This window comes from Stenotrophomonas sp. HMSC10F06 (assembly GCF_001807865.1).
In the GTDB taxonomy this organism is placed as follows: domain Bacteria; phylum Pseudomonadota; class Gammaproteobacteria; order Xanthomonadales; family Xanthomonadaceae; genus Stenotrophomonas; species Stenotrophomonas bentonitica_A.
In genome coordinates this window covers 87,438-108,564 of the sequence record NZ_KV791261.1, presented here as the reverse complement: position 1 = coordinate 108,564, position 21,127 = coordinate 87,438, and the positions used below count along the sequence as shown (strand labels likewise).

The 21,127-nt window shown below is 67.4% G+C and carries 15 protein-coding genes; 7 read left to right on the top strand and 8 right to left on the bottom strand.

The annotated features are described in order from the left end of the window. Positions 1-32: 32 nt before the first annotated feature. Both clpB and HMPREF3113_RS05320 read right to left on the bottom strand, forming a co-directional pair. Positions 33-2,618 carry an ATP-dependent chaperone ClpB gene (gene clpB / locus HMPREF3113_RS05325; protein ID WP_046273851.1) on the bottom strand — a complete coding sequence of 862 codons (2,586 nt, stop codon included), beginning with the start codon at positions 2,616-2,618 and terminating at the stop codon, positions 33-35. Between the two features lie 105 nt (positions 2,619-2,723). Then, positions 2,724-4,040, bottom strand: a complete 1,317-nt coding sequence (locus HMPREF3113_RS05320; RefSeq protein WP_083298721.1) for a retropepsin-like aspartic protease — start codon at positions 4,038-4,040, stop codon at positions 2,724-2,726. A 114-nt stretch (positions 4,041-4,154) separates the two neighbouring features. On the opposite strand from HMPREF3113_RS05320, the gene HMPREF3113_RS05315 reads away from it, so the two are divergent. Further along, positions 4,155-4,865, top strand: a complete 711-nt coding sequence (locus HMPREF3113_RS05315; protein WP_070471244.1) for a glutathione S-transferase — start codon at positions 4,155-4,157, stop codon at positions 4,863-4,865. Positions 4,866-4,988: 123 nt separating this feature from the next. Here the strand turns inward: HMPREF3113_RS05315 and HMPREF3113_RS05310 are convergent, their stop codons facing one another. The 4 genes from HMPREF3113_RS05310 to HMPREF3113_RS05295 form a co-directional block, all read right to left on the bottom strand. Further along, complete coding sequence (locus HMPREF3113_RS05310) at positions 4,989-6,587, bottom strand: SulP family inorganic anion transporter (protein WP_019186124.1); 1,599 nt, start codon at positions 6,585-6,587, stop codon at positions 4,989-4,991. 204 nt (positions 6,588-6,791) lie between these two features. Continuing rightward, entirely contained in the window at positions 6,792-8,513 is a 1,722-nt protein-coding gene (locus HMPREF3113_RS05305; protein WP_019186278.1) for a ubiquinone-dependent pyruvate dehydrogenase, read from the bottom strand. An 84-nt stretch (positions 8,514-8,597) separates the two neighbouring features. Continuing rightward, complete coding sequence (locus HMPREF3113_RS05300; protein WP_070471242.1) at positions 8,598-9,458, bottom strand: XAC2610-related protein; 861 nt, start codon at positions 9,456-9,458, stop codon at positions 8,598-8,600. A gap of 35 nt (positions 9,459-9,493) precedes the next feature. Next, entirely contained in the window at positions 9,494-9,976 is a 483-nt protein-coding gene (locus HMPREF3113_RS05295) for a DUF3574 domain-containing protein (protein ID WP_070471240.1), read from the bottom strand. A 246-nt stretch (positions 9,977-10,222) separates the two neighbouring features. Here HMPREF3113_RS05295 and HMPREF3113_RS05290 point away from each other — a divergent pair, with 246 nt between their 5' ends. From HMPREF3113_RS05290 to otsA, 4 genes are all read left to right on the top strand, one after another. Beyond that, positions 10,223-12,673, top strand: coding sequence for a TonB-dependent receptor plug domain-containing protein (locus HMPREF3113_RS05290; RefSeq protein WP_070471238.1), 2,451 nt, complete (start codon positions 10,223-10,225; stop codon positions 12,671-12,673). 240 nt (positions 12,674-12,913) lie between these two features. Continuing rightward, complete coding sequence (otsB, locus tag HMPREF3113_RS05285) at positions 12,914-13,672, top strand: trehalose-phosphatase (protein ID WP_070427450.1); 759 nt, start codon at positions 12,914-12,916, stop codon at positions 13,670-13,672. A gap of 86 nt (positions 13,673-13,758) precedes the next feature. Beyond that, entirely contained in the window at positions 13,759-15,540 is a 1,782-nt protein-coding gene (locus HMPREF3113_RS05280; protein ID WP_070471236.1) for a glycoside hydrolase family 15 protein, read from the top strand. Beyond that, complete coding sequence (gene otsA, locus HMPREF3113_RS05275; RefSeq protein WP_070471234.1) at positions 15,537-16,901, top strand: alpha,alpha-trehalose-phosphate synthase (UDP-forming); 1,365 nt, start codon at positions 15,537-15,539, stop codon at positions 16,899-16,901. The genes HMPREF3113_RS05280 and otsA overlap by 4 nt, the downstream gene beginning before the upstream one ends. A gap of 71 nt (positions 16,902-16,972) precedes the next feature. Here otsA and pgeF read toward each other — a convergent pair whose 3' ends face one another. Further along, positions 16,973-17,752: a peptidoglycan editing factor PgeF gene (gene pgeF, locus HMPREF3113_RS05270; protein ID WP_070471233.1), complete on the bottom strand. Its 780-nt coding sequence runs from the start codon at positions 17,750-17,752 to the stop codon at positions 16,973-16,975. Then, on the bottom strand, positions 17,752-18,747 hold the full coding sequence (gene rluD, locus HMPREF3113_RS05265; protein WP_070471230.1) for a 23S rRNA pseudouridine(1911/1915/1917) synthase RluD: 996 nt from the start codon (positions 18,745-18,747) through the stop codon (positions 17,752-17,754). The genes pgeF and rluD overlap by 1 nt, the downstream gene beginning before the upstream one ends. A 116-nt stretch (positions 18,748-18,863) precedes the next feature. On the opposite strand from rluD, the gene HMPREF3113_RS05260 reads away from it, so the two are divergent. Further along, positions 18,864-19,748: an outer membrane protein assembly factor BamD gene (locus HMPREF3113_RS05260; RefSeq protein WP_026069896.1), complete on the top strand. Its 885-nt coding sequence runs from the start codon at positions 18,864-18,866 to the stop codon at positions 19,746-19,748. Positions 19,749-19,889: 141 nt separating this feature from the next. Then, on the top strand, positions 19,890-21,110 hold the full coding sequence (locus HMPREF3113_RS05255) for a lipase family protein (RefSeq protein WP_070471228.1): 1,221 nt from the start codon (positions 19,890-19,892) through the stop codon (positions 21,108-21,110). Positions 21,111-21,127 lie beyond the last annotated feature (17 nt).

Genomic DNA, 21,127 nt, shown 5'->3' with positions numbered 1-21,127 from the left:
AACGGTTATCAGGCCGCCGGTGCGCGCGGGGCTCAGCCCTTCACGAACACCAGCTTGCCCTCGGCCGCATCGACCCGGATCACATCGCCGTTGAGGAACTCGCCGGACAGGATCTTCTGCGCCAGCGGGTTCTCCAGCTGCGACTGGATCGCACGCTTGAGCGGACGCGCACCATAGACCGGATCGAAGCCGACGTTGCCCAGCAGCTGGAAGGCCTCGTCGCTGACCTCGATGCGCAGGCCGCGTTCGGCCAGGCGCTTTTCCAGGCCCTGCATCTGGATGCGGGCGATCTGCTTGATCTGCACCTTGTCCAGCGGGTGGAACACCACGATGTCGTCCAGGCGGTTGATGAATTCCGGGCGGAAGTGCGCCTGCACCACGCCCATCACCGCGGCCTTCATCTGCGTGTAGGCCTCCGGGCTGTCATCGCTGCTCATGTCCTGGATCTGGTGCGAGCCCAGGTTGGAGGTCATCACGATGACGGTATTGCGGAAGTCCACCGTGCGGCCCTGGCCATCGGTCAGGCGGCCATCGTCCAGCACCTGCAGCAGGATGTTGAACACGTCCGGATGCGCCTTCTCCACCTCATCGAGCAGGATCAGCGAATACGGGCGGCGACGCACCGCTTCGGTAAGGTAGCCACCTTCTTCGTAGCCCACGTAGCCCGGGGGTGCACCGATCAGCCGCGCGACGCTGTGCTTCTCCATGAACTCGCTCATGTCGATGCGGATCATCGCGTCGGCGCTGTCGAACAGGAACTCGGCCAACGACTTGCACAGCTCGGTCTTGCCCACGCCGGTCGGCCCCAGGAACAGGAACGAGCCGCTGGGACGGTCCGGATCGGACAGGCCCGCACGCGAACGCCGCACCGCATCGGAGACCACCTTGATCGCCTCCTCCTGGCCGACCACGCGGTTGTGCAGCACCTCTTCCATGCGCAGCAGCTTGTCGCGCTCGCCTTCGAGCATGCGGTTGACCGGGATGCCGGTCCAGCGCGAGACCACTTCGGCGATCTCCTCGGCGGTCACCCGGTCCTGGACCAGCTTGAACTCACTGGTTTCCACTTCCTGCGCGGCGGCCAGCTGCTTTTCCAGCTGCGGCAGCTGCCCGTACTGGATCTCGCTCATGCGGCCGAAATCCTGGCGGCGCTGCGCCGATTCCAGCTCCAGCTTGGCCTGTTCGATCTGCTCCTTGATCCGGGTGGCACCCTGCAGCGTCGCCTTCTCCGACTTCCAGATTTCATTGAGGTCGGAGAATTCGCGCTCCAGTGCATCGATATCGGTTTCCAGATCGGCCAGGCGCTGGCGCGAGGCGTCGTCCTTCTCCTTCTTGAGCATTTCGCGCTGGATCTTGAGCTGGATCACGCGGCGTTCCAGGCGATCCAGTTCCTCCGGCTTGGAGTCGATCTCCATGCGGATGCGCGAGGCGGCCTCGTCCATCAGGTCGATGGCCTTGTCCGGCAGCTGGCGGTCGGCGATGTAGCGGTGCGACAGCGTGGCCGCCGCGACGATCGCAGGGTCGGTGATTTCCACGCCATGGTGCACGGCGTACTTTTCCTTCAGCCCACGCAGGATGGCGATGGTGTCTTCCACGCTCGGCTCGCCCACCAGCACCTTCTGGAAGCGGCGCTCCAGCGCGGCATCCTTCTCGATGTACTTGCGGTACTCGTCCAGCGTGGTCGCACCGACGCAGTGCAGCTCTCCGCGCGCGAGCGCCGGCTTGAGCATGTTGCCCGCGTCCATCGCGCCATCGGCCTTGCCCGCACCAACCATGGTGTGCAGCTCGTCGATGAACAGGATCACCTGCCCCTCGCTCTTGGCCAGGTCGTTGAGCACGCCCTTCAGGCGCTCTTCGAACTCGCCGCGGAACTTGGCGCCGGCGATCAGCGCGCCCATGTCCAGCGAAAGCACGCGCTTGCCGCGCAGCCCTTCGGGTACTTCGTCGTTGATGATGCGCTGGGCCAGGCCTTCCACGATGGCGGTCTTGCCCACGCCGGGTTCGCCGATCAGCACCGGATTGTTCTTGGTGCGGCGCTGCAGGACCTGGATGGTGCGACGGATTTCCTCATCGCGGCCGATCACCGGATCCAGCTTGCCGCTCTCGGCACGCGCGGTCAGGTCGATGGTGTACTTCTCCAGCGCCTGGCGCTGGTCTTCCGCATTTTCCGACTGCACGGTCTCGCCGCCGCGCACCTTGTCGATGGCGGTTTCGATCTTCTTCCTGTCGGCACCGGCGGCGCGCAGCGCCATGCCCAGGGTGCCGCCATCGTCCACCGCGGCCAGCACGAACCACTCGCTGGCGATGAAGGCATCGCCGTGCTGCTGGGCCAGCTTGTCGGTGTTGTTGAGCAGCCGGTTCAGATCGTTGCCGATCGACAGGTTGCCTTCCTGCCCGGAGACCTTGGGCAGGGCCTCCAGGGTTTCATTCAAACGTTCGCGCAATACCGGCACGTTGACGCCGGCCTGGGCCAGCAGCGGGCGCGTGCTGCCACCCTGCTGGTCCAGCAGCGCGCTGAACACATGTACCGGTTCGATGATGTTGTGGTCGCGGCCCACGGCCAACGACTGCGCGTCGGCCAGCGCCTGCTGGAAACGCGAGGTGAGCTTGTCCATCCGCATGTTCTTGTCCTCGATGTAAACGGGGCTGGCCGTGCCAGCACTGTCCCTGAGATGCGGTTACGGGGGCGTGTTTCAAGGGTGGATGAGATGCCGATTCAGGCTTCGTCAGGCCCCTGGCGGGCGGCCCAGCAGGGGCGGTTCGGGCGGCAATGGCACCAGGCAGCCGATGCCGGCCGGCAGGTCCAGCGCCACGTCGTAGCCGCCGGTGACGCCGTAGCCGACCCGCCACGACGAGGGAAACAGATCCGGCGACTGGAAGGCGATATCCACCGGAATGTTCGCCAAGGTATCGGCCACCTGCAATGGCGTGCTGGCAGGCGCGTACTCGATGTCCTCCGCCCCGCGCGTGGTGATGACATTCTTGCGCTGGATTGCGGCGGCCGGCACCGACGAGCGTGGCGCACCACGCATCTGGAATGCCCCATTGAAGCCGGTGTCGACCAGCATGAGCGTGTTTTCGCGACCGCGGATCGGGTAGCGGGCCTGCTGGAACGGCCCCCACAACGAGGAGGTGAACACCATCCGCCGTGTGCAGGCGGCTGGAGTCTGCGTCCCGAGCAGGGTCAGCGTGTCACGGGAAAGGCGGACCCGTCCCAGCGCGCGCAGCACATCCAGGCCGATCAGGTTGAGCTCGCGCGTGGCTTCGCTGTTGAACGAGACATCGCGCACCCGCTGCCCGCCCAGCTCGATATCGATCGGTGCAGCCAGCCCCGCCTGCTGGATGTCGCCGTCGATGATGCGTGAGACCACGAAGTTTTCGGTCACTGTCAGGCCCAGCGATTCGGCCAGCGCGCGCGTGATGTGCGAACGCGGGGCGCCGGTATCGACGATGAAGGCAGCCTCCTGGCTGACGGGATGGCCGTCGCGCTTGCCGTGCAGGGTAAGCGTGACCGAGGGCAGCTCGTTGCTGAACTGGATCGGCACCGCCACCTCCTGCTCGCGCTCGGCAACGGGCGGCGCACTGCGCGGCCAGTCGGTGAACGCCGCGAATGCCGGGCGGGTGACATCGGGCACCTCATCGCCGGGCTTGAGCATCGGCACGATGGTGCGCTGGTAGTCCTCGCGCACGCGCAGCATCAGGCTTGCCCATCCAGCGATATCGCCCTCGATCAGCGCGTTGCCGGCCAAGGTGGATTCGCACAGGAAGGCCAGCCCCTGCAACGCAGGCGGCGCGTCACGGGTTTCGTCCAGGCACTGGCGTGCAGCCCGATTGGAGGCGGCCAGCTCACCACGGACGCGGTGATAGCCTGCCGCACCCAGGTGCCGGCGTGCGCCGGATACCCCGCTCATCTCGCGCAGCGTCGTCAGTTCCGCACGCAGCACTGCATCGCTGTAGCCGAAGCCATCGTGCAGGGCCACCGGGTCGGCCGCTACGGCAGCCGGCAACATCGCCACGCACACGCCCATCGCCCACATCCGCATCGCCTGCTCCCATCGACATCCCCGCCCGACCCTAGCACGGGAACCACGCTGTGCTCACGCCTGCTTTCGGCTGCGCGGGCCATGCTGGCCACCGGTTCCGCACGGAGTGGCTGCATGCATTACGAACTGTATTACTGGACCGGCATCCAGGGCCGCGGCGAGTTCGTGCGGCTGGCGCTGGAGGATGCGGGCGCGGGCTACACGGATATGGCGCGGGTCCACGGCGATGCCGTGATGCAGCCGTATCTGGACGGCAAGGTCGAGGGCCTGCAGCCGTTTGCCCCAACATTCCTGCGCACTGGCCGGCAGGTGATCGCCCAGGTCGGCGCGATCCTGGATCATCTGGGACCGGAACTCGGCCTGGTGCCCGATGCCAGTTCACGGCGGCAGCAGGCCCTGCAGTTGCAGCTGACCATCGCCGATCTGGTGGCCGAGGTGCATGACACCCACCACCCGATCGCGGCCTCGAAGTACTACGACGACCAGAAACACGAAGCCAAGGCGCGCGCGGCGTCGATGCGCGCCGAGCGCATGCCCAAGTTCCTCGGTTACTTCGAGAACGTGCTCAAGCACAACGGTGGGCGTCATCCGCTGCGCGAGCACTCCTATGTCGATCTGTCGCTGTTCCAGCTGCTGAGCGGGCTGGAGTACATGTTCCCGCGCCGCATGCAGGCCCTTTGGCCGACGCTGCCGCAACTGCGCGCCCTGAAGGACCGGGTGGAAGCCCGGCCCAACATCGCCGCCTATCTCGCCTCGGAACGACGCCTGGCGTTCAACACCAACGGCATCTTCCGGCATTACCCGGAGCTGGATGGCGAGCAATGATGCCGGGCCGGCCGCTGGCTGGCTGGCTGGCTCCGCAGCAGACTCGCCCCATTCGGTAACTCACGACCGTTGGTCGTGAGCACAATGAAACGCAGCCGGCCAGCGGCCGGCACTACGAGAGCGCTACGTGCGTTCTGAAGGCTGCTTCTGCAGCGACAACAGCGCCAGCAATCCGGCCAGTGCCACGTACGCGCCAGTGAACTGCCAGCTGATGATCTTCGGCAGGCCCTCCAGCTGCCACGGCAGATAGATGCCACCGCGCGGATCCACCGAGTGGATCAGGCCGAACAGGGTCAGCACCGCCGCCACCAGCAGGAACCCGGAGGCGCGCAGCAGCTTCCCATCGATCATCGCCACCACCGCCGCGATCCACAGCATCGAGGTGATGATGAAGCCGTTGCCCAGGGTGAAGATCACCGCCAGCTCCGGCAGGCCATGCCCGTCCAGCGTAGTGGTCATCGCCGCGAGCTGTTCCGGGGCTATCCAGCCCGGGGCCTTGATCGCCAGCAGGTAGGCCACCGAAGGCAGGAAACCGAGCACCATCGCGCCGGCGTGCTCGCGCGGCGTGGCCTGGAAGGCCTGGGTGGTGATGTCGATCGCCACGTACACGATGATCGGCGCCAGCACGGCCAGCGGCAGCCACTGCACCAGCCCGGAAATCACCCCCAGCATGCCGCCGATGCCGACGAACAGACCGGTCAGCAGCGTGTAACCGCTGCGCGCGCCCATGTGCTTGTAGGCCGGCTGACCGATGTACGGCGTGGTCTGTGCGACGCCGCCGCAGAACCCGGCCACCAGCGTGGCGACGGCCTCCACCAGCAGGATGTCGCGGGTGCGGTAATCATCACCGGCCGCACGCGCGCTTTCGGAAACGTTGATGCCACCGACCACCATCAGCAGGCCGAACGGCAGCAGCAGCGGCAGGTAGGTGATCGCGGTCGGCAGGCCGTCGATGAACCCCAGTGTCGGCCAGGGCAGCACCACCTGCGGCGGTACCCACTCAGGCACCTTGAAGCCCGGCGCACCCAGGCCGGCCAGGCCGAGTCCGTAATACAGGATCGTGCCGAACACGAAGGCGACCAGCACGCCGGGCGCGCGGATCGGCAGTTTGCGCTTGGCGATCAGCACGTACAGCAGCAGGCCCAAGGTGACGAAGCCGACGACCGGCGAGCGCAGCGTTTCCAGCAGCGGCAGGAAGCCCATCAGCACGATCGCGATGCCGGCGATCGAGCCGAGCAGCGAGGCGCGCGGCAGCGCGCGGGTCACCGCCTCGCCGAAGAACGACAGGATCACCTTGAGCACGCCCATGATCACCAGCGAGGCCATGCCCAGCTGCCAGGTGGCGATGGCTGCATCGTGCGGGGCCAGGCCCTGGCCCTTGAAGGCGAGGAAGGCCGGGCCGAGCACCAGCAGCGCCATGCCGATGCTGGTCGGCGCGTCCAGGCCGAGCGGCATCGCGGTGACATCATCGCGACCGGTGCGCGCGGCCAGGCGGCGCGCCATCCAGGTGTAGAGCACGTTGCCGACCAGCACGCCGAAGGCGGTACCCGGGAACATGCGGCCGAACACCACATCCGCGGGGAACTGGAAAATGCCGACCAGGGCCATCGCGATGAAGCCGAGGATGGACAGGTTGTCGACCACCAGGCCGAAGAAACCGTTGAGATCGCCGGCGACGAACCAGCGGGGGCGTCCGGTGGGGACGGGAGCGGAGGCGGACATGCGCGGGGGCGGCCATGGGGAGGGGGTAGCCGATGGTAGGGCCTCGCCGCCCCCAGTAACAGGCACACCGATGGAACGCCGGGATGTATGGCTCATCGCATACGCGATTGCCTCCGGGCAGAGCCGGCCGCGGGCCGGCTCCTTCAGAATGCTTCGGGCAATGGCGGGAGCCGGCCAGCGGCCGGCACTACCGGAGCGTGGGGATCAGGGCTTGTTGAGGAAGTTGTTCGCCAGCAGGTCCCGTACATCCCCGACCCGCCCGCTCAGCAGCGCCTTGGCCGCGTACAGGGCAGTACCGGCCACCTGCTTGGCTTCCACCTGCGGCGGCATCACCAGCTCGGTCGGGCTGGTGTGCACGTCCAGCAGCGCCGGGCCGGGATGGGCCAGGATGTCCTGCACGGCCTGCTCCAGGTCTTCCGAGCGGGTCACGGTGCGGCCGTAGAACCCGATCACCTCGGCCAGGCGGCCGAAGTCAGGGTTCTTCAGGTCGGTGTAGTTGTCCAGCAGGCCTTCGACCTTCTGCTCCAGCTCGACGAAATTCAGCGAGCTGTTGTTGTAGACCACCACCTTGATCGGCAGGTTCTCCTGCACGGCGGTGAGCAGGTCGCCCAGCAGCATCGCCAGGCCACCATCACCGGACAGCGAAATCACCTGGCGGCCCGGGTAGGCCTTCTGCAGGCCCAGCGCCTGCGGCATCGCGTTGGCCATCGTGCCGTGCAGCAGGCTGGTCAGCGTGCGGCGGCGCCCATTGACGCGGATATGGCGCAGGATCCAGACCATCGGCGAGCCGCCATCTGCGGTAAAGAGCGCGTCGTCGGCAGCGTGGCGGTCGATCAGGGCGGTGAGATGCTGCGGGTGGATCAGCTCGCCCTCGCCCGGCTGCTCTTCCTTGGCCCGCGTGGCCAGCGCCTTCTCGCGGTGCTCCATGCACTCATCCAGGAAGCTGCGGTCCTCGCGTTCGGGCAGCAGTGGCAGCAATGCCTCCAGGGTCGGGCCGATATCCCCCACCACGCCCAGATTCACCGGATGCCGGCGGCCCAGATGGCTGCCATCGCGGTCCACCTGGATCAGCGTGGCCTTGTCCGGGTAGTACTGGCCCCACGCGAAGTCCGCGCCGAGCAGCAGCAGCGTGTCGCAGGCCATCAGCGTGTGATACCCGGACTCGATGCCGAAGATGCCGGTCATGCCCATGTTGTACGGGTTGTCGTACTCCACGAAGTCCTTCGCGCGCGAGGTATGCGCGATCGGTGCCTTGAGCCGGGCACCCAGCGCGACCAGGGCATCATGCGCATGTTCGCAGCCCGCACCTGCGTAGATGCCGATGCGCTTGCCCTCGCCGATCAACGCGGCGATGCGCTGCAGTTCATCGTCCGACGGGCGCAGCACCGGCTGGGTGTAATGCACCGAGAACGGCACATCGTGCTTGACCTCCGCTTCGCTGATGTCGGCCGGCAGGATCACCACCGCCACACCGCGGCGGCTGATCGCCGCCTGGCACGCCAACGTCACCACGCGGCGCGCCTGCTCGGCGCTCTGCACCTGCTCGCAGAACACGCTGCAGCTGCCGTACACCGCCTTGAAATCGACTTCCTGCGGGAACTCCATGCCCAGCTCGGCGGTGACCACCTGGCTGGCGATCAGCACCATCGGCGCGCGGTTGCGGTTGGTCTCGAACACGCCATTGATGAAATGCAGCCCGCCCGGGCCGCACGAGCCGGCGCAGGCGGTGAGCTGCCCGCTGATCAGCGACTCGGCACCGGCGGCAAACGCGGCCACTTCCTCATGCCGCATGTGTACCCACTCGATCTCGCTGTGATGGATGGCATCGGTGACGTAGTTGAGGGTATCGCCGACGATGCCGTAACAGTGACGGACACCGGCGGCCTGGAGGGTCTCAACCACGATCTCGGCAACGCGCTTGCTCATGACATGCTTCCACGACGAGGGGGAAGCGTCAGCCTAGTCCCGGGCAAGTGACACTCGTGTGGGCTTACGCGTGCCGGCGCTGGGTCACGGCTGCGTGTTCACCCAGCCCAGCACCGCGCCGCGCGTGGGGTGGTCATAACTTACCTGCACCCAGCCATCGCGCTCATCGAGCAGCTCCACGCGGTCATCGCGCACCAGATACCGCGGGGTCGTGGCATCACCGGGCTGGCGGTACAACGGCAGCCGCGCCACCATCACATGCCCGGAAATGCGCAGCAGCGGCGAGCCGGCGCGCGGTGCCTCCAGACCATCGCCGATCGCGGTCTCCAGCACGTTGCCTTCAGGATCGAAGGTGCTCCAGACCGCCAGGGGACCGCTGTCGGCGGTCTGCTTCACGAACACGTACGGCTCGAGCAGATCGTCGAGCATCAACATGCGCTCGGCGCGGTACAGGTACAGGCGACCGCCGTCGTAGCGGTACTGATCCACGTACCACATCGGCCCGCTGCGGCAGCTGCTGCTCAGGGTGCGGTTGTCTGCCTCCACCGTCAGCCCCATCAGGTCACCGCACTGCGCGCGGTCGTTCGCGATGGGCGCCAGCGCCACCAGTTCCTGTCGCGCCGGAGCGTAGCGGTACACCGCGACCGCTTCGTTGACCATGCCGACCGCGGCGCGCGCGACCAGCTCCGGGTGACCATCGAAATCGACATCCTCGGCGGACAGGCGTGCGTTGCCGTCCGCGTCGGTCACCCCCGGCAGCACCTGACGCTTGCCCGACGGGGCCAGTACGACGGCAATACCGCCGTCGTCCTGCAGCGTCGCCTGCACCTGCACGCCGCCAGCCACCTCGAGCAGAAGCCGGGCCCGGGCGCCGTCCTGCGCGTGCGCGGACGCTGCCGCCGCGCCCATCAACACCGCGGCCAGCATCGCATTGCCGTGTTTCATCATCGCTCCGTGCAGCGCCGCTACGGCGCCCTGGGTCAGAACGATACTTCAACCGCCTGCTGCGCCCACAGCACCGACTGGTGGCCGGTGGCCTGCTTCCATGCCAGCCGGATCGCTTCGATGTCGGCGCGGCGCTGCGGGGTGTTCTCGTGCAACACCACCAGCACCTTGGTGCGCAGGCGGTTCGGTTCGGCGGCGCCACGGAACAGCCACTGGCCGTAGGCATCGAACACGGTCAGGCCGTCCGGGAAGCGCGGGGTGACTTCCTTGTCGAGGAAGGCGCGCCACTGCGCGTCACTGATGCCCTCGGTCTGCGGGCGGTCGGCCACGCCGGTTTCTTCGCCCACGCCGAAATACAGCTCGCTGCGGACCCAGCCGGCCGCAGCGTCCGGGCGCGCGGCGTCGCCCTGCAGGGTCGCCGTGGCGGCGGCTGGCGGAGTGGGTTTGGCGGCCGGGGCAGCGGTGGCACAGCCGCTGGTGGCCAGGACCAGGGCAATCAGGATGGCGCGGAACGACATGGACAACTCTCCGGAAACTCGGGGACAGGCAGGGGGAAGGAGCGTGCCGGACATCCCGGTCCGGCGCAGATCGCCAATCGCTATCTGCTGATAACCACCCCGATGGGACTTGCGTCACACAGGGACATCACGCGAAGATAATATATCGCTTCATCCGGATGGATTGGTAGTGCCGATCGTGGATCGGCAACGCCGGCTCCTCCCCCCTCCCCCCGCCCCTCCCCTCGTCGTCCCGCTGGAGTCCGCATGTCCCGTCCGTCCGCGTCGCGCCTTGGCCTTGCCATCGCGCTCGTCCTTACCTCCCCCCTGCTCGCCCAGGACGTACTTGCGCAGGACGCGCCGAACACCGCCAAAACGCTGGACACCGTGATCGTCACCGGCACCCGTGCCGTTGACCGGACCGTGCTGGAATCCACCTCGCCAGTGGATGTGCTCACCGCCGAGGACATCCGCAAGGCCGGCGTGGTCAATGGCGAGCTGGGCAGCGCCCTGCAGGCGCTGCTGCCCTCGTTCAATTTCCCGCGCCAGTCCAACTCCGGCGGTGCCGACCACATCCGGGCCGCCCAGCTGCGCGGCCTCTCGCCCGATCAGGTGCTGGTGCTGGTCAACGGCAAGCGCCGCCACAGCAGCGCCCTGGTCAACACCGACAGCAAGATCGGCAAGGGCACCACCCCGGTCGATTTCAACGCGATCCCGGTCAGCGCGATCAAGCGCATCGAAGTGCTGCGCGATGGCGCCGGTGCGCTGTACGGCTCCGATGCGGTGGCCGGCGTGATCAACGTGATCCTGGATGACGCGCCGGAAGGCGGTGCATTCGAAGCGAGCTTCGGCGCCAACCACACCGACCTCAAGCCGATCGACCGCACCCTCACCGACGGCCAGACCAGCTACGCCAGTGCCAAGGTCGGCACCCGCCTGGGCGATGAGGGCGGCTTCCTGCGCGTGGGCCTGGAGCTGAAAAATCATGAAGGCACCAATCGCGCCGGCTTCGACCAGATCCCGCCGTGGGACCAGACCCCGACCAACCTTGCGCTGCAGGGCAAGCGCAACTACGTGCTCGGCGATGGCAAGACCAAGGACCTGAACGCCTGGTACAACGCGCAGCTGCCGTTCGGTGAAACCTCCACGTTCTACAGCTTCGCCACCTTCAACCAGCGCGACAGCGAAGGCGCGAACTACTTCCGCTATCCGGACAGCGACGCCAACTGGGCGCAGATCTACCCGAACGGCTACCGCCCGATCTCCGAGGGCGAAAACCGCGACGTACAGGCCGTGGCCGGCGCGAAGGGCCAGTGGGGCGAGTGGAACTACGATGCGAGCCTGGATTACGGCATCAACACGTTCACCTACCGCCTGCGCAACTCGCTCAACGCCTCGCTGGGCCCGACCAGCCCGACCCGGTTCAAGACCGGTGATTACCGCAATGAGCTGACGGTCGCGAACGTCGACCTCGGCCGTGTCTTCTCGCAGGGCGAGAGCATCACCCACAGCCTTGGCCTGGGCCTGGAAGCGCGCCGCGACCACTACCAGACCCGCCCGGGTGATCCGACCAGTTATGCCGCGGGTCCGTTCACCGATCGCCCGACCGGCTCGCAGGCCGGTGGTGGCCTGACCCCGCAGGATGCGACCTCGCTCTCGCGCGATGTCGCCAGCGCCTACGCCAGCCTGTCCAGCCAGTTCGGTGAGCATTTCTCAAGCGATCTGGCCGCACGCTACGAGCACAGCGATGATTTCGGTGGCGAGCTCACCGGCAAGCTGGGCCTGCGCTACGAATTCACGCCGGCCTTCGCGCTGCGCGGTGCGATCTCCAACAACTTCCGTGCCCCGTCGCTGGCACAGATCGGCTACGAATCCACGTCCACCGGCTACAACGCGGCCGGCCAGCTGGTGCAGGGCCGCGTGCTGTCGGTGAACAATCCGATCGCGCGTGGCCTGGGCGCCACCGACCTGAAGCCGGAGAAGTCGCTCAACACCAACCTGGGTTTCACCAGCCGTATCGGCGAGCACTTCGATGTCTCGCTGGACTTCTTCCAGATCGACATCGATGACCGCATCGCACTGTCGGAAAGCATCACCGGTGATGCCCTGACCGACTACGTGCAGCAGCAGTTCGGCGTGGCCGGCCTGCAGAGCGCCAGCTTCTTCGTCAACGCCGCCGATACCCGCACCCGCGGCGCGGAACTGGTGAGCAACTGGCGGCAGTCGCTGGGCGATGGCGAGCTGGTGCTGACCGGCACCTACGCCTACACCAAGACCACGCTGAAGAACGTGCTCGCCACCCCGCCGGGACTGCTCGCGCTGGACCCGGACTACGTGCTGTTCGGCGTGGAAGAGACCAATACGCTGACCGATGCCACCCCGCGCACCCGCGCCGCGCTGGCCGCCAGCTGGGCCGATGATCGCTGGTCGCTGAGCAGCCGCCTGAGCCGCTATGGCAGCGTCACCCGCGTGTTCAACTTCGGTGATGGCTATATTCCGCGCCAGACCTACGGGGCCGAGTGGCAGCTGGATGCCGAGGTGGAATACAAGATCACCCCGCAGTGGAGCGTGGCGCTGGGCGGGCAGAACCTGACCGACAACTACTCGGATCTGTCCAACGACGATATCTACTACTTCGGCAACCTGCCGTATGACGTGCTGTCACCGATCGGTAGCAATGGTGCGTATTACTACGGGCGCGTGCGGTATACGTTCTGACGAGGTGCAGCCGACCAACGGTCGGCTCTACCGGGTTTGTGCAGCCGACCGACGGTCGGCTCTAACGGGTTTGTGCAGCCGACCAACGGTCGGCTCTACCGGGTTGGTGCAGCCGACCGACGGTCGGCTCTACCGGGTTGGTGCAGCCGGCTGACCGTCGGCTCTACCGGTGGTGAACGGGAGGATGCGTGGGTGATGCCATGACCTGGCGATCACATCCACGCTGGCATGTTGGTCACCATGGCCAACGACTTCCCCCAACGTCCGCCGCCGCCGCTGCTGGACGATGCCTGTGCGCTGTTCCTGGACGTGGATGGCACCCTTATCGAATTCGCGGACGACCCCGAGTCGGTCGCGCTGCTGCCGGATGTGCGTGAGGCGATCGGGCGCATCAGCGACCGCCTGGATGGCGCGGTCGCGCTGATCAGCGGCCGACCGCTGGCGCAGCTGGACAAGCTGTTTGCGCCCCTGAGCCTGCCCGCCGCCGGCCTGCATGGCCACGAGCTGCGCAACCACGAGCAGCGCGCGCAGAGCAGTGATCCCTCCGCCGATACCAGTGAGTGGCTGCACGCCCTGCACCAGCAGGCGATGCGGTTCGCGCACGGCTACCCCGGCGTGCTCGTTGAAGACAAGGGCCGCAGCCTGGCCCTGCATTGGCGTGGTGCTCCGCATGCCGCCAATGACGTGCGTGCGTTTGCCGAACGGCATATCCGCGGGCATGGCGGCTATCGGCTGCAGCCGGGCGACCATGTGATCGAATTCCTGCCTGAGGGCAGCGACAAGGGGCGTGCGATGCGGCAGCTGATGCTGCAGCCGCCGTTCCGTGATCGCATGCCGGTGTTCGTCGGCGATGACCTCACCGATGAATTCGGCTTCGGCGCGGCCAATGACCTGCATGGCTGGAGCGTGCTGGTCGGTGCGCGCGAGCCGAGCGATGCGGTGTTTTCGCTGCCGACGATACGCAGCGTCCACGCCTGGCTTCGCGAGAATGCCTACTGATGCCTTGACCCCAAGGCCCCCTGACGCCGCGCGCAGGTCTCCCCCACCGGTGTGCCGCCGCGGCATGACACGAGACTTCCTGCATCATGAGCGAACCCGATCTGAATCTGGGCGTGGTCGGCAATGGCAGCTTCGGCGCGCTGATCGACAAGCACGCGCGCGTCGTCTGGAGCTGCCTGCCGACCTTCGACGGCGACCCCACCTTCTGCGCCCTGCTTGGCCCCAATCAACAAGAGGGCGGTGACTTCGGCATCGAGCTGGAGGACATGGTCGAGAGCGAACAGAGCTACCTGACCAACACCGCCATCCTGCGCACCGTGCTGCGCGACAAGCATGGCGGCGCGCTGGAAATCATCGATTTCGCGCCGCGCTGGCGCCAGAACGACCGCTTCTACCGGCCGGTCAGCCTGATCCGCCAGGTCCGCCCGCTGTCCGGCAACCCGCGCATCATCGTGCGCGCCCGGCCACTGGCCGACTGGGGCGCGCGCGTTCCCGATTCGACCTGGGGCAGCAACCACATCCGCTGGGTGCTGCCCGACCACGTGCTGCGCCTGACCACGGATGTGCCGCTGCGCTTCGTGCGCGACGGCCTGCCGTTCGTGCTCAACCACCCGGTGCACCTGGTGCTGGGGGTGGACGAATCGCTCAACCGTTCGCTCAGTGGTTACGTGCAGGAATCCTTCCAGCGCACGCGCGACTACTGGCGCGAATGGGTGCGCTATCTGTCCATCCCGCTGGAATGGCAGGACGCGGTGATCCGCAGCGCGATCACGCTGAAACTGTGCCAGTACGAAGACAGCGGCGCGATCATCGCCGCGATGACGACCTCCATTCCCGAAGCGCCCGGCAGCATCCGCAACTGGGATTACCGCTATTGCTGGCTGCGCGATGCCGCCTTCGTGGTGCGTACGCTCAACCGCCTCGGCGCCACGCGCACGATGGAGCAGTTCCTGGGCTACATCTTCAACCTGGCCACCGCCGATGGCAGCCTGCAGCCGCTGTACGGCATCAGCTTCGAGGCCAAGCTGGAAGAAAGCGAAGTCCCCTCGCTGTCCGGCTACCGCGGCATGGGGCCGGTGCGCCGCGGCAACCTGGCCTGGGTGCAGCGCCAGCACGATGTCTACGGCAGCGTGGTGCTCGCCTCCACGCAGCTGTTCTTCGATCGCCGCCTGCAGGACCCGGGCGATGCACACACCTTCGCGCGGCTGGAGCCGCTCGGCGAGCAGGCCTTCACCCTGCATGACGTGCCCGATGCCGGGCTGTGGGAGTTCCGCGGCCGCACCGAAGTGCATACCTACACCAGCGCGATGTGCTGGGCCGCCTGCGACCGCCTGTGCAAGATCGCGGTGCGACTGAAGCTGGATGATCGCGCCACCTACTGGCGCGAGCGAGCCGACATCATCCATGCGCGGATCATGCGCGACTCGTGGAGCGAAGCGCTCGGGCACTTCACCGATACCTTCGGTGGCCACCGCCTGGATGCCTCGTTGCTGCTGCTGGCCGACATCGGGTTCATCGACGCCACCGACGCACGCTTTGTCGCCACCGTCGAGGCGATCGGCCGCGATCTCAAACATGGCAACGCGCTGTACCGTTACGTGGCGCCGGATGACTTCGGCGAACCGGAAACCAGCTTCACCATCTGCACCTTCTGGTACATCGATGCGCTTGCCGCGATCGGTCGCCTGGACGAAGCGCGCGAGATGTTCGAGATGCTGCTGGAGCGCCGCAATCACCTGGGCCTGCTCTCCGAAGACCTGGCCTTTGACAATGGCGAGGCCTGGGGCAACTTCCCGCAGACCTATTCGCACGTGGGCCTGATCACCGCCGCCATGCGCCTGTCGCGCAGCTGGCAGGAGGCATCATGAGCCGCCTGGTCGTCGTGTCCAACCGGGTCGCCGTTCCCGGTGAATCCCGCGCCGGCGGCCTGGCGGTCGGCCTGCTCGCCGCGCTCAAGGAACGTGGCGGCCTGTGGTTCGGCTGGAGCGGCAAGTCGGTACGCGACAACAGCGGCACGCTGCACGAGCAGGTGGACGGTGACATCCGCTACGTCACCATGGACCTCAACAAGCGCGACGTGGACGGCTACTACAACGGCTTCGCCAATCGCACGCTGTGGCCATTGCTGCACTTCCGGCTGGACCTGGTCGACTACGACCGCGGGACGCGCGAAACGTACCGCCGGGTCAACGCGCTGTTCGCCGAGAAGCTCGCCCCGCTGCTGCGCGAAGACGACATCGTCTGGATCCACGATTACCACCTGATCCCACTCGCCTCGCTGCTGCGCGAGCGTGGCATCGGCTGCCGGATCGGCTTCTTCCTGCATGTGCCGATGCCCTCGGCGGACCTGCTGCAGGCCATGCCCGACCACCTGCGGTTGTTCTCCAGCCTGTACGCCTATGACCTGGTCGGCTTCCAGACCCAGCGCGATGCGGACCGTTTCCAGTCCTACGTGCGCCTGTTCGGTGGCGGCCGGGTGCTGCCCGATGGCGAGCTGGAAGCGCCCGGTGGCCGACGCTTCCGCGCCGCGGCCTTCCCGATCGGCATCGATACCGAGTTCATTGCGCGGCAGGCCAAGGCCGGGGCGAACAAGCCAGCGGTCAAGGACCTGCGCGGCAGCCTGCGCAATCGCCAGCTGGCGATCGGCGTGGACCGGCTGGACTACTCCAAGGGCCTGCCCGAACGCTTCCAGGGTTTCGAGCGGTATCTGGAACGCCACCCGGACCAGCATGGCTCGCTCACGTATCTGCAGATCGCCCCGGTATCCCGTGGCGATGTCACCGAGTACCGGCAGCTGCGCGGCCAGCTGGAACAGATCGCCGGCCACATCAACGGCGGGCATGCCGCGCCGGACTGGACCCCGCTGCGCTACGTCAACCAGAACTTCACCCATGCCACCCTGACCGGCTTCTACCGGGCGGCGGCGGTGGGCCTGGTGACCCCGTTGCGCGACGGCATGAACCTGGTCGCCAAGGAATACGTCGCCTCGCAGGATCCGGAGAATCCGGGCGTACTGGTGCTGTCACTGCTGGCCGGCGCTGCCGATGAACTCAAGCAGGCACTGCTGGTCAATCCACATGACCTCGATGGCGTGGCCGATGCGATCGCCACGGCCGCGACGATGCCGCTGAAGAAGCGCGTGGAGCGCTGGCAGGCGATGATGGACCACCTGCGCACCTACGACATCAATCATTGGCGGCAGACGTATCTTCACGCCCTGGAAGGGTGATGCCGCCGGGCTACCGGACGCGCGTACGGTAGTGCCGGCCGCTGGCCGGCTCGTCACGATCGTTCAGACGGTCACGGCGCGATCCACCCCAGGGTCGCCATGCGCCCGGTGCGGCGGTCGCGCCGGTGCGAGTAGAACCGCTGCGGATCGGCCAGCGTGCAGTACTGCCCGCCACTGATGCTGGCCGGGTCCAGCCCGGCGGCCTGCAGGCGCCGGCGGGCCAACGCGTACAGGTCGACCTTCCAGTGCCCCGGCCGTGTTGCCACGAATGCCGCCGCAGCGCCCTCGTCGCGCTCCGCGAAGGCCTCGAACACGTCCTCGCCGATCTCGTACAGCGCCGGCCCGGCGGCCGGCCCGAGCCACGCCTGCAGCTGCGCGGGCGGGGTCTGCAGGGCGGCCACGGTGGCCTCCAGCATCCCATCGGCCAGCCCGCGCCACCCGGCATGGGCGGCGCCGATCTCACCGCCATCGCGCGCGGCGAACACCACCGGCAGGCAGTCGGCGGTGAGAATCGCCAGCACCACGCCCGGCACCGAGGTCACGGCGGCATCGGCAGTCGGTTCAGCCTCCACACCCGTGGCGGTCGGCGGCGCGGTGAAGCGGCGCACGCCGGTGCCATGCACCTGGCGCAGCCAATGCGGCGCCGAGGGCAGGCCCAGCCCGGGCACCAGCAGGTCACGGTTGCGCTGCACCTGCGCCGGGTCGTCACCATCGGCCGAGTACCGGTTGCCCATGTTGAACTGGTCGAACGGCGCCACCGAACCGCCCGCGCCGAAACGCAGGGTGGTCAGCGCATGAACCCCGCTCGGGGCCTGCCAGTCGGCGCGCAGCACGGGCACGGTGGCGTCCATCAGCGGCGGTTGCGTTCCTGCTCGGCGAAGCGCTTGCTGTCTTCGCGCAGGGCGTGCAGCAGGGCCTGCATGTCAGCCGGCGGCGGCGCGCTGTTGGTAATCTTCTCACCGGTGATCGGGTGCACGAATTCCAGCGTTTCAGCGTGCAGCGCCTGGCGCTTGAAGCCGCGCAGCTCGGCGACCAGTTCATCGCTGGCGCCCTTGGGCAGCTTCAGCGCACCGCCATACAGCTGATCGCCGATGATCGGGTGACGCAGGTGCGCCATGTGCACGCGGATCTGGTGGGTACGGCCGGTTTCCAGGCGGCACTCCAGCGCGGTGTGCGCACGGAAACGCTCGCGCAGGCGGTAATGCGTGATCGCTTCCTTGCCGTCTTCGCGCACGGCCATGCGGATGCGGTCGCGCGGGTGGCGGTCGATGCCGGCGGTCGCGGTGCCGCCGGAGACCAGCGCACCCACCACCACGGCCAGGTACTGGCGGTGCACTTCACGGGCGGAGAGCTGCTCCACCAGTGCGGTCTGCGCCTGGATCGTGCGGGCGATCACCATCACGCCGCTGGTGTCCTTGTCCAGGCGATGCACGATGCCCGCGCGCGGCAGCACCGACAGCGAGGGGTTGCGGAACAGCAGCGCATTGACCAGGGTACCGGTCGGGTTGCCCGCGCCGGGATGGACCACCAGGCCGACCGGCTTGTTGATCACGAACACGTGCTCGTCCTCGTACAGGACCTCCAGCGGGATGTCCTCCGGCTCGGCATGGGTCTGGGTGTCGAGCACGACATGCAGGCTGGCCACCTCGCCGCCGCGCACCGGGTCGCGCCCGCGCACGGTGTCGCCGTCCAGCAGGACGTCCCCGGACTTGATCCACTCGGTCAGCTTGGACCGGGAGAATTCGGGGAACAGCTCGGCCAGGACCGCGTCGAAACGCCGGCCGGCGGCGGTATCGGGCACGATGGCCTGGCGGGGGGAATCGGAATCAGCAGGGGTATCGGACATGGGGGAACACCGCAATAGGGACAATTTTGGGGTCCGGCCGACCAGTTTCAGTCGCGGGACAGGCCACTAGGCTATCATCGACCCTTCGTATTCCAGCCGCGTCCCGCCCTGACCCCATGATCCGACGCTCCGTTATGCTGTCCGCGCCCGTCCGCCTCGCCGCCCTGATGCTGGTGCTGCTCTTCGTCGCCACCGGCTGTCACCGCGGCACCAAGGGCAAGAATCCGGATGAAGGCCTGCCGGTCGAAACGCTCTATGAGAAGAGCCACAAGCTCATGGAAGGGGGGAACTGGAGCGGTGCCGAAGCCAGCTTCCGCCGCCTGGTAGCCCAGTACCCGTATGGCCCGTACACCGAGCAGGCCATGATCGAGAGCGCCTACGCGCAGTACAAGGCCGGCAAGCACGATGACGCGGTGTCCAGCGTGGACCGCTTCATCCGTACCTACCCGACCCACCGCAACATCGCCTACATGTACTACCTGCGCGGCCTGGCCAATGGCAACCGCGACACGGTCTTCCTGCGCCGCGTCTGGTCGCTGGACCCGAGCCGCCGCGACCTGTCGAGCCCGCGCCAGGCCTATGCCGATTTCACCATCGTCACCGAGCGCTACCCCAACAGCCGCTACGCCGCCGATGCGCGCCAGCGGATGATCGCCCTGCGCGACGTGTTCGCCCAGTACGAGCTGGACAACGCCCTGTACTACCTGCGCCGCGAGGCCTACGTCTCGGCCGCCGGCCGCGCCAACTTCCTGCTGGAAAACTACCCGCAGAGCGCGTTCCAGTACGACGCCGTGGCCGCGCTGGGCGAGGCCTACACCCGCCTGGGCAACAAGACCCTGGCCGACGATGCCCGCCGCGTGCTCGAGCTGAACCAGCCCGACCACCCGTGGCTGCAGGGCAACTGGCCGAAGTACCCGTGGATGGTCCGCAAGCTGAACCCGTTTGCCGGCGAGAAGTCCGCCAGTACCGGCGAACGCAACGCCACGATGAATCGCAAGTAAGACAAAAAAGGCCCCGAAAGGGGCCTTTTCCGTCAAGGGACGTTTCCCAAGCCGCTCCTTCTGGGACTGGCATCTCAGCGCCAACGATCCGCGCTATTCAGACTGACACCTCACGGCCACACCCGCCCGCAAGGAGTCTGCATGATGCTCAAGATCGTCCATCTGCGCGCCGCATCCCTCGTGTTCGTCTCCGCCACCCTCGGCCTCGCCGCCGGTGCAGCCGGTGCAGCCGGTTCCACTGCGCCGTCGCAGGCAGGCGATCTCATCTCGGCCGAGTCCTATCAGGCCAGTTGGGTGCCTTCCCGGGCCGCCCGTGCCTACAAGCTGAGCTATCGCACCCCCGACCACCACGGCCACCTGGCCCAAGGCACGGGTCTTCTGTACCTGCCAGCGGGCACTGCACCCCCCGGTGGCTGGCCGGTCGTCTCCTGGGCGCATGGCACCCAGGGCGTTGCCGATCACTGTGCGCCATCGGTTTCCGGTCCCTTCCAGCCCGAGCGCGATGGCCGCTTCCTCGACCAGTTCCTGGCCCGGGGCTACGCCGTGGCAGCCGCCGACTACCAGGGGCTGGGCAGCCCCGGCGAGCATGCTTATCTCCACGTCGGGACCGCTGCGCGCAACACCATCGACATGATCAAGGCCAGCCGTCAGTACCTCGGCCCGGCGACCCTCGCCCCGCGCTGGGTCTCGGTGGGCCACTCCCAGGGAGGGGCGGCCGCGCTCGCCGCCGGCCATATCGGGCCTGGCTACGGCGGCCCGTCGCTGGAGTACCGGGGCAGTTTCACCACCGGCACCCCCACTGCCGTGGAACTGACCGCACTGGTGATGAAACCTGACAACCTCACAGCCAATCCCGGCGCGCTCAATGCGTACCACGCCTACCTGCTGGACGGTCTGCTGCAGCTTGCGCCACACATCGACCAGGTACTGTCCGAACACGGGCGCGCACGCGTCGCGTTGGCCCGCCAGCACTGCCTGGGTGCCCTGAGCACGCTGCTGGAAGGCGCCAATACCGGCGACATGTTCAGCGCGCCGCTGTACACCGTGCCTGGCATCTGGACGCTGCTGCACGATTATCTGGGCGTGCCACGGCGCGGCTTCAGCCAGCCATTGATGCTCGGCCACGGGCGCCAGGACCGCGATGTGCCCTATGTCACCACGCTTCTGTACGCCGCTGGCCTGGCGCTGCGCGGGGAACCGGTCGCGTTCCGCGCCTACCCGGTCGATCACCGCGGCACGCTGGACGCAGCGGCAGCCGATGGCCTCGCCTTCGTGCGCGCGCGCCTGGAGGCCGGCGCGCCGGCCTACGACGCGTTGGAAGAAATCACCGCACTGGAAGCGTTGCTGGATACGTCACCGTAGCCGGCAATCGCTCCTCG